The following is a 13,610-nucleotide window of genomic DNA, read 5'->3' on the forward strand; positions in this document are numbered from 1 at the left end:
CCGGACGCGTCAGCGCTGCCCGACGACGTCGGCGATCGCGGGCCGCATCTGCGGCCAGGAGAACTCGAAGCCGGCGGCGGTCAGCCGTTCCGGGAGCACCCAGCGGCTCTTGAGCACCAGCTCGGACTCGTTGCGGAGCGCCCACAGCGCGGGCTCCAGCAGCCAGCGCGGGGTGGGGAGGCCCACCGGCATGCCGACGGCGCGGCGCAGCTCGGCCATGAGGCTGCGGTTGTCGCTCGGGTGCGGCGAGGACAGGTTGACCGGCCCGGCGAGCTCGTCGTGGGAGTCGAGGAACCGGATCGCGGCGAGCACGTCGTCGACGTGGATCCATGAGAACCTCTGCCGGCCGCCGGAGCGGTGGACCGGCAACGGGCCGCCCGTCGGCTCGTCGCCGATGCCGCGGTAGCGGCGGTGCGGGAACCACCAGCCGTCGTGCTGCGGCCCGCCCACGCCGAGCCGCGCGATCCGGGCCAGCAGGTCGGACGCCGGCCCGCCGAGCACGATCGCCATGCGCAGCGCCACGCGGCGCGTGCCGGGCAGGTCGCCGGCGAAGAGCTCGCGCTCCCAGCTGCGGGCGACGTCCACGGAGAAGCCCGTGCCGAGCTCGCCGTCGGACTCGGTCTGCGGTCGGTCCGCCGCGTACCGGTAGATGGTGGCGGTGCTCGCGTTGAGCCACAGTCGTGGGGGCGCCGCGGCCGCCGCGATCGCCTCGTGCAGCGCCCGCGTGGTGGCGACCCGGGAGCGCAGGATCTCGTCGCGGTTCGCCTCGGTGTACCGGCAGCCGACGCTCTTGCCCGCGAGATTCACGACCAGGTCGGCGCCGTCGACGGCGGCGGCCAGCGCGGCGGGGTCGCCCCAGCGGGCCTCGGGACCGGTGCGCCCGACGCGGGCGACGTCGTACCCACGCTTCGTCAGGTCGGCCACCAGCCGGTGCCCGATGAACCCGTTCCAGCCCGCGACCACCGCGCGTCCGCGCATCGTCATCCCTTCCGCACCTCGAGCACGCTGTCGACGCCGGGCTCTCCGCCGTGGGCCTGCATGGCGACGCCGTTGCCGATCGAGATCAGTATCTCGGCCATGGCGCGCGGCCGGACCCAGGACTGCGGCACTCGCCCCCTGCGCGGGTCGTGGTGCGCAGGGGGCGAGCGATGGAGAGTCAGGCGTGCTTGCGACCTGTGGCCCACGACCAGATCGCCACGACGATGATCGACCCGACGAGGGCGAAGCCCCACGTGCCGAGGTCGAAGAACTCGTCGTTCACGCTGGTGCCGAAGACAGCCGATGCGATGAACCCACCCACGAGCGCGCCGACGATCCCGAGCAGCAGCGTGACGATCCAGCCGCCCTTCTGCGCACCCGGAACGATGGCCCGGGCGATTGCTCCCATGATGAGCCCGATGAGGATCCACCCGATGATGCTCACGACAATCTCCTTTTCGTTCGCGAATCAGAACTTCACAGCGAAACGCACTTCTGCGCCGGGCCGGGACATTTCCACGGGTCTTCGTGTCTCGCATCCTGAAGGGCACGTGGCGAAGGACACACGGCGGCCCCGCAGGTAGCCGAGCGGTCTCGCCGCGCCTGCTGACGGTTGTGGCGCTAGCGTCCGTCGCCGGAGGCCGGCGACCGTTCCAGCGGCGATCATCACGGAGAGGCGCCCCGTGGCCCCGACGGCGCCTCCATCAGAGCCGGGGCGGGACACTCTTGCGCCCTGGATCGAGCACTACAACACTGAACGCCGCCACAGCGCACTCGACGGACGACCACCAATCAGCCGACTGCAACCAACGTGATGGCCGGGTACAACTAGTGGGTGGTGACCGGGCTGGTGTCAAGGCTCGGTGTGCAGCCCGACTCGCCGGGTTCGATGAGGATCCTGTCGAAGGCAGTGAACTGCCACGTGGGCTTGCCGTCCGGGCGCACGGCCACGATGCAGTCGCGTGCCTGGGTGATGCCCACGGCTGCGACGAGCTCGTCGGCTGTCCGTTCCGCCCGGACGACGTCGACCCGGGGAAAGACGGCGCGCAGGGCCGCGATCGCGTCGTCCGGGCTCGCTCGGTCGGGGAGCCGGTCCAGCACCTGTCGTACCTCGCCGCTCTCGCTTTCGTCGAGGGACGGAGGCGGCGTCGGCGAGGGCTGGGCAGGCGACGAGGCCTTCGGGCAGTCGACCTTGTCGTAGTCGGCGATGTCGTCCAGGTCGGATGCCCGGACCACGAACCGCCAGCAGGACCTCGAGCTCCCCGAGTTGCGACCCGCATCGCCCATGACGCTGTCGATGTGATCGACGTTGACCACGATGGCGAGGTCGATCACCGCTCCGTCGTGGTCGCCGGAAGACCCCTGCCAGGCGAGGGCGACGACCGAGTAGGACACGCCGTCCTCGCCCTGCGGCAGCCGCGGCGACACGATCGCGGGTCGTTGAACGATCGCGGCGGCGTCGGCGGGCTCGTCGTAGGACGGTTCGACGTCGTCGGCGATCCCGATCGCGACGCGTTCCCCGAGCTCAGCGGCCAGAGCATCGCCGTCTTCCGCGACGAAGATCCCGGCGGCGTCGCGGACGGGCCCGTCGACCAGCTTGTTCACGATGTAGATGGTGGCGATCGTCGGCACGATCGCGAGGAGCGCGACGAGTCCCAGGACCTTCATGAAGAGGCCGGTCTTGCGACGCTGTGGCTTGCCCTCGGCGTTGAGCACGCGACGATCCTGGCGGACCGCTGCCCGGAGCGCCAGCCTCCCGCTGGCTGCCGCCGGTTCCGAGCGGCCCGATGAGCGGCGCCAACGGCAGAGCAGTCGGGCTCGCACCTTGATGCGATGACATCGTCGCTGCAGGTCAGCAGTCGCCCGCCGGGGGAGTCCCGGCATCGGCCGACTCTTGCCGCTGGCCCGCCCGCACCGAGATGATCCGGGATGTGATCGATCCTTGGGGCGCTGACGTCGCGCCTGAGCGCACCCGCCGGTCGGCGCGCGGCGGAGGCGGCCGGGCGGGGGCACTCGTGTTCCTCGCGCTCGTGTTCGGAGTCCCCGCCGTGATCGGGTATGTCGCGTTCACTCCGCAGAGCGGGGAGCGGTTGGCGCGCAGTCTCAACGGGGACGTGATCGTCGGCCTCGCGGACGACATCCAGGAGGTGCAAGGTGAGGCGTTGGATGCTGAGTCCGTGACCCGGGGCGCCGTGGCTTACCCCCGTTTTCCCCATGACGTGGTCGGTGCCTCGTACGGCGTGGTGCCGCTCGCCTGGGAAGGCCGCACGGACGACGACAGGGGCGCGCAGGTCGACCTGGCTGTCACCGTCCACGTAGCTCACGAAGACGGCGTCGGGTTGTTCGACGCCGGAAGGAATTCCGGGAGCCGCACGACGTGCGTTCGGTTCGTCGTGCACCAGTTCGACCCGGACGGTGTCGCCGACCACGATCAGATCGACTGTCCAGAGCCCCTCACGGCGGCAACACCGCGGCCGACCCCCGTCGCGTCTCAGCGCGCCGACCTCGAGTCGGGTGTACTCGAGGTCCTCAATGCGCTACCCGACGGCACGCAGCCCCCGGATGTCGGGCCTGCGGTGTGGGCCGCGCTCGGTGACGACGCCGCGGTCGACGCCGAACGGGAGGAGGACGTGCTCGTCGTCGCCGTCCAGGTGCTGGGCACGCGCGACTGCGTGGTGGCAGTCCGGCCCGACGATGAGGAGGCCTGGCGGTTCACCGATTTCGACCGGATCCTGCTCGAGCCGGGAGAACTGGGCTGCCGCGCCGGCCTGTACCTGCGACCCGTCACGACGCACTGAGACGCACCGGACACTCAGGGTCGGTGATCGCCCACCCGGGTACCACTTGATCAGTGGCTGACCTTGTCCATTGTCGCGAGCTTGCGGCGGGAAGAAGGCAGGACGGGGCGCCGGCCAGCGGCGACTCCAGCGATATGACCTCGCGTCCGGTGGACGCGTGAACGTGTCCGACCGGCGGGAGCGTGCCGCGTCGACCCTGCCGGAGGATCGGGTCGTCCCCGTTCCGCGGCAGCCGCCGCCCACGTCAGGAGGCCCCATGTTCATCGCGATCCTCGATCTCCACACCGCCGCAGCCGACCGCCCCGCCGCCCTCGCCCGGTTCGATGCGGAGGCCGACCTGGTGCGCGCGATGCCCGGCAACGTCGCCTTTCGGGTCTACGCCGCACGCGAGGACGACACCGCGATCGCCGTGGTCCACGAGTGGGACGACGAGGCCTCGTTCGCCCGCTACCTGGGCTCCGACTCCTTCGCGCGCCTAGGCGGGTCGGTCCGCCCGCTGCAGAACGGCACGACGGTGAGCCGGCGCTTCCGTGCCGACCTGCTTGAGTCGGTGGCCTGACCGACGGCGCCACGACCAGCCGCCTAGGATCGAGCCGTGCGAGACCGCCGATGACCCGCCGCGCGTCCAGCTTCGTCCGCAGGTTCGCGCCGGAGCCCGCGCGCGACCTCTGCCCGGACCGCCATTACCTGCTCTGCGCCTCCGCCGGAACCCTCCGGCTGGAGGCGCAGGGCCAGGCATGGTTGCTGCCGCCGGCGCGCGCCGCGCTGATCGAGGCGGGCCGATCCATCCGGGTGAGCATCCCGCGGCCGGCCACGACCGCATCCGTCCTCTTCGACACGGCCTGGGTGCCGCCCCCGCCGGCTCCGCTGACGGTCTTCGACCTCGACCCCTTGGCGCACGCGCTGCTGGCCGAGTGCCGCGCCTGGGGCGAGGCTGACGCACCGCTGACCGCGTACGCCGAGACGCTGTACTCCGCGCTCGCCGCGGTGGCCTGGCGGCTCGCCCGGGAGCCGAGCCCGGTCGTCGTGCCGGCGGGCCGCTCGCCCGAGCTGCGCCGCGCGCTGGCGCTGACGGAGCGACGCCTCACGGATCCGGTCCGCTTCGAGGATGTCGCCGACGCGGTGGGCCTCGCCCCGCGTTCCCTCGCGCGCCGCTTCGAGGAAGAGGCCGGCATGACGTGGCGCGCGGTGCTGCGCAGGATGCGGGTCGCGGCCGCGATCGAGCACCTCGCCGCCGACGAGGCCCCGGTCACGGACGTCGCGTACGCCGTCGGATACAGCTCGTTGTCCGCCTTCAACCTCGCATTCAAGGAATTGACCGGCCGTACTCCCACGCAGTACCGGGCTAGTTTCCGGTCCTGAACTGTCGGCCGCCAGCTCGCTGACTCGCACCCGCCAGGCCTGAGCGTCCCGCCGCAGCGTCAGCATCGGTGGTGGGCATCCGGCAGGGGAAGTGGCAGAACTGATCCACCCCGCACCGCAAGGAGATCGCATGACTCAGCCGCCGGACGGGCTTCCCGTGTATCGACTACTGACCGGCCCGGATGACGCGACGTTCTGCCGCCGCGTCTCCGAAGCCCTGACGCTGGGCTACCGCCTCTACGGGTCACCGTCGATCAGCCTGAGCGGGGAGCGGGTCATCGCCGCACAGGCCGTGCTGTGGCCCCGGTCGACGTCCGAGGAGTGATGCTTCCTCAGGTGGGCTGCCGGCGGCCATCGTGGAGGTCCTCCGCCCCAGCGAGGCGCGCGCAAAGCCCGTGTTCCCGATACCGGGGACCTCAGGGGGGCCTGATCCCGGTGCTACGGCCGTGCTGGTGCTGGGCTCCGCCGTTGGCGGGCAGTAGGAGCCGCCTACCTCGTACCCGACGACACGTTCAAGTCGCGGTCGACCGGCAGCCGCAGGCTGGCGGCGCCAAACAAGACACGTTGCCCGCGCGCCTCAAGTATCTGGCGATCGAAGTGAATCGTCCGCCGGACCGACTCAGTGCCGGACCAACTCAGAGAACGGGAGCCACGGGTCTGCTGCACGGATAGGTGACACCTGACCTGTGGTGCCTGCGGGTGCTGCTGGAAGGATGTGTCCCGTACCCAGACCCCATCCCAAGGAGTTCCGCGACGACGTCGTGGCCATCGCCCGCCAGGGAGAGACCCCGATCAAGCAGGTCGCGAAGGACTTCGGAATCAGCGAGTCGTGCCTGCGCAACTGGCTGCACCAGGCCGATGTCGAGGACGGCGCGAAGCCCGGTGTGACGGCGTCGGAGTCTGCCGAGCTGCGTGAGGCGCGCAAGCGGGTGCGTGCGTTGGAGCAGGAGAAAGAGGTGCTGCGTCGTGCGGCGGCGTACTTCGCCCAGGCGCACCTGCCGGGAAAATGAGCTACCCGCTCGTCCGTGAGCTCGCCGCAGCGGGGATCCCCGTCGCGGTGACGTGCCGGGTCCTGAAGATCGCCCGCCAGCCCTACTACCGGTGGCTCGCCGACCCGGTCACGGCCACCGACCTCGAGCAGGCTCATCTCGCCAACGCCCTGTTCGACGCCCACCGAGACGACCCGGAGTTCGGCTACCGGCTCCTGGCCGACGAGGCCCGCCAGGCAGGCCATGTCGCGTGTGACCGCACGATGTGGCGGCTGTGTCGCGACGGGCGCTGGTGGTCGGTGTTCGGCAAGAAGAAGGCGACCAAGGGCGGCAAGAAGCCCGGCCCGCCCGCGCACGACGACCTCGTGCGACGTGACTTCACTGCCAGTGAGCCCAACAGCCTGTGGTTGACGGATATCACCGAGCACCCCACGGCCGAGGGCAAGGTCTACCTGTGCGCGATCAAGGACGTGTACTCCAACCGGATCGTGGGTTACTCCATCAGCGCCCGCATGAAGTCGAGGCTGGCCGTCCAGGCACTGGAGAACGCCGTCGCCAGACGCCACGTCGAGGGCGCCGACGTGACCGGCTGCGTGATCCACAGCGACCGAGGCAGCCAGTTCCGAAGCCGGAAATTCCTGTCCGCGCTACGCCGTCACGGCATGGTCGGATCGATGGGGCAAGTCGCCTCCGCGGGCGACAACGCCGCGATGGAGTCCTTCTTCTCCCTGCTGCAGAAGAACGTCCTGGACCGCCGCCGATGGACCACCCGGGCCGAACCACGGATCGCGATCATCACCTGGATCGAGCGCACCTACCATCGACGCCGCCGCCAGGCCCGCCTCGGACGATTGACCCCCATCGAGTACGAAGCCATCATCACCACTCAGGTCGCACTCGCCGCCTGACAACCACTGTCACCTACCCGTGCAGCAGACCCCTGCTCTACGGGCAGGGCCAGGTCGACGACGCGACCGTCAGGAAGCACGAGTACATGTGTGGCCAAGCACGTCGAGAAGCTGCTGCAGTCTCTGGTCGCGACCCACTCGACCCGGACCATCACGGACGTCAGGGCATGCCTCAACGCCGTCGTGAAGCGGGCGATGGCGCGCGACCTCCTGGAGCGGAATGTCGTCGAGCTCGTGGTGACGCCTCGGGGTACGGCCGGACGGAAGTCGAAGTCGCTCTCCGACAAGCAGGCCCTCGACGTCCTCATGCTCACCAAGGGTCACTGGATGTACCCGTACATCGTCGTCTCGATGCTCGTCGGGATCCGGACCGAGGAGATGCGCGCGCTGACGTGGGATCGGGTCGACCTCGAGGGTGAGCCGCCGACGATCGCCGTCTGGCGCTCGGTGCGGAAGTCTGGAGACACGAAGACAGAGAAGTCGCGGCGCACCCTCGCGATGCCCGAGCTCGTTGCCGACGTCCTCCGTCGGCGACATCGCGACCAAGTTGCCGACAAGGTGAAGGCCGGCACCGTGTGGAAGGAGCACGGCCTCGTGTTCACGACGACGCTCGGCACGGCACTGGACGCAGCCAACGTGCGCCGTGGGTTCCGGTCGGCGCTCAAGCTGGTGCCCGGCATCGACCCTGCCCAGTGGACGCCGCGCGAGCTACGGCACTCGTTCGTCTCGCTCATGTCGCTGGGCGGTGCCGCGGTCGAGAAGATCTCCGACGTCGTCGGACACTCGGACACCTCGACCACGGAGCGGATCTACCGGCACGAGCTGCGACCGGTGATCCAGGACGGGGCGACGTTCATGAACTCGTTCGCCACCATCGAGGTCGTCGCCCCGGACTGGCACATGGAGCCGCTGTTCAAGATGCCCGGTGGAGACACTGCCGCCGGCGCGTAAGCCCCCAGTTGCGCCCCCAGCGACCATTCCGGGGTTCCATCGGACAAAGCAAGAGGCCCTCCGTCCAGCGTTTCCGCTGTTCAGAGGGCCTCTCGGCTGGTCGGGGTGACAGGATTTGAACCTGCGACCTCTTCGTCCCGAACGAAGCGCGCTACCAAGCTGCGCCACACCCCGAAGGACTTGCTCCCACGCCGCAGAACCTACGTCCTCGTGCGGAAGCCTGCTCAGAATAACCGACGATCGGGCCTGGACGAAAACGAGATCCGGCTACCGGGCGGTGAACGTGAGCAACGTCGCCTCCGGGCGGCACGCGAAGCGCACCGGGGCGTACGGCGACGTGCCCGCGCCGGCCGACACGTGCAGCCACGCGGAGCCCGCGCCGCCCGTCTCGTCGGGCCGCGGACCCGGCCAGCCGTGCAGGCCGCTGGCCCGGCGTCGGTCGATGTCGCAGTTGGTGACGAGCGCGCCGACGCCCGGCAGCCGCAGCTGCCCGCCGTGCGTGTGGCCGGCGAGGACGACGTCCGCGCCGTCGGCGTGCATGCGGTCCAGCACGCGCCGGTACGGGGCGTGCGTGACGCCGAGGTGCAGCACCGCGTCGTCCGGCGCAACGCCGGTGGTGGCCGGCGACGGGGGGAAGTCGTCACGGTCCAGGTGCGGGTCGTCCACGCCCACGAGCGACAGCAGCCGGCCGTCGGCCTCGATCGTGTCGCGGCGGTTGGTGAGGTCCCGCCACCCGGCGGCGACCATCGCGCCGGCCAGCTCCTCGGACGGGAGCTCGGCCGGGCGGGTGTGCACGATGCGGGTGTCGCGCCGCAGGTACCGCGCCGGGTTCTTCGGCACGGGCGCGTAGTAGTCGTTCGACCCCATGACGAACGCGCCGGGCGCCGTCGTGAGCAGGGGGGTGAGCGCCTCCAGCAGCGGCCCGAGCGCGTCCCGGTGGGCCAGGTTGTCGCCGGTGTTCACCACCAGGTGCGGCTCGTACTCCGCCAGCGACTGCACCCAGGCGATCTTGCGGCTCTGCGACGGCGTGAGGTGCAAGTCGGACACGTGCAGCACCCGCAGCTCGGGCTCGCCCGCGGGCAGCACCGGAACCGTGGCCCGGCGCACCGTGAAGAGCTTGGTCTCCAGGTGGGCGTAGCCGAGTCCCGCGACGCCGGCGGCGACGAGCCCGCCGGCGACCTGCCAGCCGGGGGTCAGTTGTCGCCCCAGGCGTCGCCGAGCGACTCCCAGTCACCGTTCTGGACGGCGTCCCAGGCGGCCGCCGCGTCGGCGCGGCCGTTCCCGTTGCCGTTGCCGCCGCGGTCGTTGCCCTCGTCGCCCTTGGGCTCCTTGCCCTTGTCGCCGCCGCCGCCGCCGCCGTCGTCGCTCGTGTCGTCGCCGTCGTCACCGCCCGACGAGGGCGGCGGGGCCGAGACACCGATCATGGACTGGTCGGGGGCGCCGAAGTCCTTCACCGGGAGACCCGAGATCGCCTTGTCCATGTAGTCCTTCCACGCCGGGGCGGCGACGGTCGAGCCGTACAGGACGCGGTAGGGCTTGCCGTTCACAACCCCACCGTTGGTGTGGTCCTCGTTGGGCTTGTCGGCGTTGCCCACCCAGACGGAGGTCGAGAGGTTCGGCGTAAACCCGGTGAACCAGGTCTGTGCCGACGCGTTCGACGTACCGGTCTTGCCGGCGACCGGCCGCCCGTCCGCCAGACCGCCCAGCGTGCGCGCGGTGCCCTCGGTGAAGACCTTCTCCATCGCGTACACCACGGTGTTCGCGACGTTGGAGGGCAGGGCGTCCTTGTCGCACTTCGCGTCCGGGACGTCGTACTCCTTGCCTCCGGGGCCGGAGACCGCGGTGATCGCGACCGGCGAGCAGTAGGTGCCGCCGGTGGCGAGCGTCGCGTAGGCCGCCGCCTGGTACAGCGGGGTCGACTCCTGGGTGCCGAGAATCATCGGCGCCCGGACGTCGATGTTGTCCCGCTTCGGCTCGTTGATCACGGCACCGTTGTTGTCCTCGGACCGGGTGGGCCGGAAGCCCATGTCCCACGCGGTGTTGCGCAGGTTGCAGAGGTTGAGCTCGTAGCCCATCGACGCGTAGGCCGTGTTGACGGACCGGTAGGTCGCCTCGAGCGCGCTGATGTAGCCCTGCCCGCCGCCCTCGGCGTTGCCCGGGGTCCACGGCTCGGGGCCGAGCCAGCCGACGCACGGCTTGGTCTGGAAGTTGCCCACCACGCGGGTGACCTCGTTCGCGTTCACGCGCTCCGAGAGGGTGTGACCCTCCTTGAGCCACTCCGCGAGCACGAACGGCTTGAAGTTCGAGCCCACCTGGAAACCACCGGACGCACCGTGGGTCGGGTCGGCCGCGTAGTTGACGCGCGTGGTCCCCTCCTTGCCCTCGGAGGGCGTGTAGGGGATGTTCTGCGCCATCGCGAGGATCTTCCCGGTGCCCGGCTCGACGGACGCGATGGCCGACTGCAGGCCGCTCGAGTCGCCCGCGGGGACGGCGTTCTTGACCGCCGCGGCCGCGGCCTTCTGCTTCTTCGGGTCCAGCGTGGTGTGGATCTCGAGGCCGCCGCGGTACAGCAGCTGCTGACGCTCGGCCTTCGTCTCGCCGAACACCGGGTTGGTGACGATCTCCTTGGTGACGTAGTCGCAGAAGAACGCGGAGTCCTTGGCGGCGGCGCAGCCGATCTCGGTCGGGTTGACGTCCAGCGACTTCTTGATCGGCGTCGCCTTCGCCTCGTCGCGCTCCTCGGTGGAGATGTACCCCAGCTTCCACATGTTCTGCAGCACGAGGTCGCGACGCTCCTTGGCGTCCTTCGGGTTCACCGTGGGGTCGAAGCGGCTCGGCGACTTCGTGATGCCGGCGATGGTCGCGGCCTCGACGATGCTCAGCTCGGAAGCGTGCTTGTCGAAGTAGTAGCGGGCCGCGGCCTCCACGCCGTAGATGCTGCGCGACCCGAACTGTGCGGCGTTGAGGTAGCCCTGCAGCACCTCGTCCTTGGTCATCGTCTTCTCGAGGGAGATGGCCATCTTCGCCTCGGTGAGCTTGCGGGAGATCGAGTCCTCGCTCGCCTTGATGACGCCGAACTGGTCGCCGTCCTGCAGGGCCTGGTCGATGAGCATGTTCTTCACGTACTGCTGCGTCAGCGTCGACGCACCCTGCGTGGCGTGGCCGGCCACGTTGTTGGCCAGCGCGCGCGTCATGCCCTGCACGTCGATGCCGCCGTGCTCGTAGAAGCGCTCGTCCTCGATGGAGATCACCGCGTGCTGCATCGGCTCGGAGATCTCGTCCAGCGGCACCACGATGCGGTTCTGCGCGTAGAACGTGGCGAGCAGCTTCCCGTTCGCGGCGTAGATGCGCGACTGCTGCGACATCGGCCGCGGCTCCAGCTCCGCCGGCACCTCGTCGTAGATCGCGACGGTGCTGTCGGCCGCGGCGTTGGCTCCCGCCACCATCGGGATGACCAGCCCGGCGGCGAGGACGCCGCCGACACCGGCCGCGAGGACGAACGCGAGCAGCAGCGCGACGAGCTGCGTCGCCGGCATCGTGCGCGTGATGCGGCGAGGGTCGGATTTGGCCATGCCCACCAGGGTACGGGCTGAGTCCGAGGCGGCACGGCCGCGACGCCGGTCCCGCTGTGCAGATCGTGTGGACCCGTCGTGGGAGCGACGGGACGACGTGACGACGGCGCTCGGGGCGGTCGCTGGTTACGATCGCGGCATGGCTACCACGTGGGAGTACGCGACCATCCCCCTGCTGATCCACAACACCAAGGCGATCCTCGACCAATGGGGGGCCGACGGGTGGGAGCTCGTCCAGGTCGTCCCCGGCCCCGACAGCACCAACCTGGTCGCCTACCTCAAGCGCCCCTCCGGCGGGCAGTGATGAGCGTCTCGCCCGAGGCCCGGCTCGCCGAGCTCGGCATCACCCTGCCCGACGTCGCCGCGCCCGTCGCGGCCTACGTCCCCGCCGTCCGCTCCGGGAACTACGTCTACACGGCGGGCCAGCTGCCCTTCGTCGACGGCGCGCTGCCGCTGACCGGCAAGGTCGGCGCCGGCGTCTCGCCGGAGGAGGCCACCGACCTGGCGCGCACCTGCGCGCTCAACGGGCTCGCCGCCGTCCGCTCCCTCGTGGGCACCCTCGACGGCGCGCGGATCGTCAAGGTGACGGGCTTCGTCGCCTCCGACCCGTCGTTCACCGGCCAGCCCGGCGTCGTCAACGGCGCCTCGAACGTCCTCGGCGAGATCTTCGGCGAGGCGGGCGTGCACGCCCGCTCCGCGGTGGGGGTGGCGGTTCTTCCGCTCGACTCTCCGGTCGAGGTGGAGCTGGTCGTCGAGCTTTCCTGAGGTTCTGTCCGTAGCTCTTGGTTGCGGACGCGGGTGGGGACGAGGTCCTTCGCCAGGTCTCGTTCACGGGCCCCAGGGGGCCCTCGACTTCGGGACTTCTACGACCTGGCGAAGGACCTCGTCCCCACCCGCTCCTGCACCGTCTCGCGCGCCGCTTCCTCGGATGACGCGCTCGACGACGTGGTGACGGTGCGCGGCGCGACCTGCGGTCCCTGGGTTTGCAGGGCGCCGGCGGCGGGTGGCTTCGGGGGACAGGTCCCCGGCCGGGTCACAGCACCGGGAGATCTCCCACCACGAGCGAGCGCGCTCCTCACGCGGCCGCACGACGGCGCGGCGCGAACGAACCGCGACGCGCAAGGCAGGAGTGGCGGCCCTCCCGCCTGCGGCAGCGAGAAAGGTGTCGGCCGCAACCAGGTGCGGCCGCGAGGACTAGCGAGCCCGCCGCTCCAGACGGTCGATGTCCAGCAGCACCACAGCGCGACCCTCACGACGCACCCAACCGCGCGTCGCGAAGTCCGCCAGAGCCTTGTTGACCGTCTCGCGCGAGGCGCCGACCAGCTGGGCGAGCTCTTCCTGCGTGAGGTCGTGGGCGACGCGGATGCCGTCGTCGTTGGGCTCGCCGAAGCGGGCGGAGAGGTCGAGGAGCGCCTTGGCGACGCGGCCGGGGACGTCGGAGAAGACGAGGTCGGCCAGGGTCTCGTTGGTACGGCGCAGGCGGCGGGCCAGGGCGCCGAGCAGGGTGGTGGCGACGCTGGGGTGCGCGGCGATCCACTGCACGAGGGCCTGGTGGCGCAGCTCGTAGACGAGCGCGTCGGACACGGACGAGGCCGTCGCGGTACGGGGGCCCGGGTCGAACAGGGACAGCTCGCCGAACATCTCGCCGGGGCCGAGGATCGACAGCAGGTTCTCCCGGCCGTCGCTCGACCGACGGCCGAGCTTGATCTTGCCCTGCGCGATGACGTAGAGCCGGTCGCCGGGCTCGCCCTCGCGGAAGAGGACGTCCCCGCGGGTCAGCTCGACCGGGACCATGGACTCGAAGAGCGCCTTCGTCTCCTCGGATTCCATGTCCGCGAAGAGAGGGGCGGAGAGCACGACGGTGTCGTCCACAGGATTCCTCACGTGGTTCGTGGGCGGCCGTCCCGGGTCGGGTGCGGTCGTCCGGGGGTTGTCAAGAGGGTGTGTTCCGGTTCTCAGTCTGCCTCACCGCACCAAATCGCGGCACGACGAAGCGCCGGGGGGCGCCGGAGAGGCGTTGCCGGAGCCCGTGTGGGCGGGCGTGGCTACGCT

Annotated in this window: 14 protein-coding genes, 1 tRNA gene and 1 pseudogene; 9 read left to right on the forward strand and 7 right to left on the reverse strand. The window is 70.6% G+C overall.

Annotated elements, in window-relative coordinates; all coding sequences use genetic code 11:
* Nucleotides 1-9: 9 nt before the first annotated feature.
* Together ACQP6G_RS19030 and ACQP6G_RS19035 are read right to left on the reverse strand one after the other, a co-directional pair.
* Nucleotides 10-978 (reverse strand): epimerase, encoded by a 969-nt coding sequence (locus ACQP6G_RS19030; RefSeq protein WP_429766821.1) that lies wholly within the window; start codon nucleotides 976-978, stop codon nucleotides 10-12.
* A gap of 178 nt (nucleotides 979-1,156) precedes the next feature.
* Nucleotides 1,157-1,423 (reverse strand): GlsB/YeaQ/YmgE family stress response membrane protein, encoded by a 267-nt coding sequence (locus tag ACQP6G_RS19035; protein WP_429766673.1) that lies wholly within the window; start codon nucleotides 1,421-1,423, stop codon nucleotides 1,157-1,159.
* A gap of 280 nt (nucleotides 1,424-1,703) precedes the next feature.
* Here ACQP6G_RS19035 and ACQP6G_RS19040 point away from each other — a divergent pair.
* Nucleotides 1,704-1,793 (forward strand): annotated as a pseudogene (locus tag ACQP6G_RS19040) (integrase core domain-containing protein); the annotation flags it as partial.
* Between the two features lie 13 nt (nucleotides 1,794-1,806).
* Here the strand turns inward: ACQP6G_RS19040 and ACQP6G_RS19045 are convergent.
* Entirely contained in the window at nucleotides 1,807-2,862 is a 1,056-nt protein-coding gene (locus tag ACQP6G_RS19045; protein WP_429766674.1) for a hypothetical protein, read from the reverse strand.
* A 131-nt stretch (nucleotides 2,863-2,993) separates the two neighbouring features.
* On the opposite strand from ACQP6G_RS19045, the gene ACQP6G_RS19050 reads away from it, so the two are divergent.
* The 6 genes from ACQP6G_RS19050 to ACQP6G_RS19075 all read left to right on the forward strand — a co-directional run bounded on the left by ACQP6G_RS19050 (nucleotide 2,994) and on the right by ACQP6G_RS19075 (nucleotide 7,986).
* Nucleotides 2,994-3,776 carry a hypothetical protein gene (locus ACQP6G_RS19050; RefSeq protein WP_429766675.1) on the forward strand — a complete coding sequence of 261 codons (783 nt, stop codon included), beginning with the start codon at nucleotides 2,994-2,996 and terminating at the stop codon, nucleotides 3,774-3,776.
* 256 nt (nucleotides 3,777-4,032) lie between these two features.
* Nucleotides 4,033-4,335 (forward strand): putative quinol monooxygenase, encoded by a 303-nt coding sequence (locus tag ACQP6G_RS19055; protein ID WP_429766677.1) that lies wholly within the window; start codon nucleotides 4,033-4,035, stop codon nucleotides 4,333-4,335.
* A 50-nt stretch (nucleotides 4,336-4,385) separates the two neighbouring features.
* Nucleotides 4,386-5,138, forward strand: coding sequence for an AraC family transcriptional regulator (locus tag ACQP6G_RS19060; protein ID WP_429766679.1), 753 nt, complete (start codon nucleotides 4,386-4,388; stop codon nucleotides 5,136-5,138).
* Between the two features lie 130 nt (nucleotides 5,139-5,268).
* Nucleotides 5,269-5,463 carry a DUF1737 domain-containing protein gene (locus tag ACQP6G_RS19065; protein ID WP_429766681.1) on the forward strand — a complete coding sequence of 65 codons (195 nt, stop codon included), beginning with the start codon at nucleotides 5,269-5,271 and terminating at the stop codon, nucleotides 5,461-5,463.
* 388 nt (nucleotides 5,464-5,851) lie between these two features.
* Nucleotides 5,852-7,035, forward strand: a protein-coding gene (locus tag ACQP6G_RS19070; RefSeq protein ID WP_429766683.1) for an IS3 family transposase whose coding sequence is annotated in 2 segments (ribosomal slippage) — nucleotides 5,852-6,139 and nucleotides 6,142-7,035 — 1,182 coding nt in all. Because the reading frame shifts where the segments join, the coding sequence is not laid out codon by codon here.
* 90 nt (nucleotides 7,036-7,125) lie between these two features.
* Nucleotides 7,126-7,986: a site-specific integrase gene (locus tag ACQP6G_RS19075; protein WP_429766685.1), complete on the forward strand. Its 861-nt coding sequence runs from the start codon at nucleotides 7,126-7,128 to the stop codon at nucleotides 7,984-7,986.
* A gap of 97 nt (nucleotides 7,987-8,083) precedes the next feature.
* Here the strand turns inward: ACQP6G_RS19075 and ACQP6G_RS19080 are convergent.
* The 3 genes from ACQP6G_RS19080 to ACQP6G_RS19090 form a co-directional block, all read right to left on the reverse strand.
* A tRNA-Pro gene (locus ACQP6G_RS19080) sits at nucleotides 8,084-8,160 on the reverse strand.
* 93 nt (nucleotides 8,161-8,253) lie between these two features.
* Nucleotides 8,254-9,183 carry a metallophosphoesterase gene (locus ACQP6G_RS19085; RefSeq protein WP_429766823.1) on the reverse strand — a complete coding sequence of 310 codons (930 nt, stop codon included), beginning with the start codon at nucleotides 9,181-9,183 and terminating at the stop codon, nucleotides 8,254-8,256.
* Entirely contained in the window at nucleotides 9,180-11,558 is a 2,379-nt protein-coding gene (locus ACQP6G_RS19090; protein ID WP_429766686.1) for a transglycosylase domain-containing protein, read from the reverse strand. The genes ACQP6G_RS19085 and ACQP6G_RS19090 overlap by 4 nt, the downstream gene beginning before the upstream one ends.
* 139 nt (nucleotides 11,559-11,697) lie before the next feature.
* Between ACQP6G_RS19090 and sp36 the strand changes: the two genes are divergently transcribed.
* Together sp36 and ACQP6G_RS19100 are read left to right on the forward strand one after the other, a co-directional pair.
* On the forward strand, nucleotides 11,698-11,862 hold the full coding sequence (sp36, locus tag ACQP6G_RS19095) for a Sp36 family protein (protein ID WP_139820690.1): 165 nt from the start codon (nucleotides 11,698-11,700) through the stop codon (nucleotides 11,860-11,862).
* Complete coding sequence (locus tag ACQP6G_RS19100) at nucleotides 11,862-12,323, forward strand: RidA family protein (protein ID WP_429766688.1); 462 nt, start codon at nucleotides 11,862-11,864, stop codon at nucleotides 12,321-12,323. The genes sp36 and ACQP6G_RS19100 overlap by 1 nt, the downstream gene beginning before the upstream one ends.
* A 429-nt stretch (nucleotides 12,324-12,752) precedes the next feature.
* On the opposite strand, the gene ACQP6G_RS19105 is transcribed toward ACQP6G_RS19100, so the two are convergent.
* A complete protein-coding gene (locus ACQP6G_RS19105) occupies nucleotides 12,753-13,430 on the reverse strand; it encodes a Crp/Fnr family transcriptional regulator (RefSeq protein ID WP_416345052.1) in 678 nt (225 codons plus the stop codon).
* Nucleotides 13,431-13,610: the final 180 nt, after the last annotated feature.

Source organism: Isoptericola nanjingensis (assembly GCF_050311635.1).
GTDB classification, from domain to species: Bacteria; Actinomycetota; Actinomycetes; order Actinomycetales; family Cellulomonadaceae; genus Isoptericola; species Isoptericola nanjingensis.

What these genes read in the sequence shown, in the direction of transcription:
- ACQP6G_RS19030 (WP_429766821.1), bottom strand. Translation starts at nt 978, where the DNA reads ATGCGCGGACGCGCGGTGGTCGCGGGCTGGAACGGGTTCATCGGGCAC.
- ACQP6G_RS19045 (WP_429766674.1), bottom strand. Translation starts at nt 2,862, where the DNA reads ATGCCGGGACTCCCCCGGCGGGCGACTGCTGACCTGCAGCGACGATGT.
- ACQP6G_RS19055 (WP_429766677.1), top strand. Translation starts at nt 4,033, where the DNA reads ATGTTCATCGCGATCCTCGATCTCCACACCGCCGCAGCCGACCGCCCC.
- ACQP6G_RS19060 (WP_429766679.1), top strand. Translation starts at nt 4,386, where the DNA reads ATGACCCGCCGCGCGTCCAGCTTCGTCCGCAGGTTCGCGCCGGAGCCC.
- ACQP6G_RS19065 (WP_429766681.1), top strand. Translation starts at nt 5,269, where the DNA reads ATGACTCAGCCGCCGGACGGGCTTCCCGTGTATCGACTACTGACCGGC.
- ACQP6G_RS19090 (WP_429766686.1), bottom strand. Translation starts at nt 11,558, where the DNA reads ATGGCCAAATCCGACCCTCGCCGCATCACGCGCACGATGCCGGCGACG.
- sp36 (WP_139820690.1), top strand. Translation starts at nt 11,698, where the DNA reads ATGGCTACCACGTGGGAGTACGCGACCATCCCCCTGCTGATCCACAAC.
- ACQP6G_RS19100 (WP_429766688.1), top strand. Translation starts at nt 11,862, where the DNA reads ATGAGCGTCTCGCCCGAGGCCCGGCTCGCCGAGCTCGGCATCACCCTG.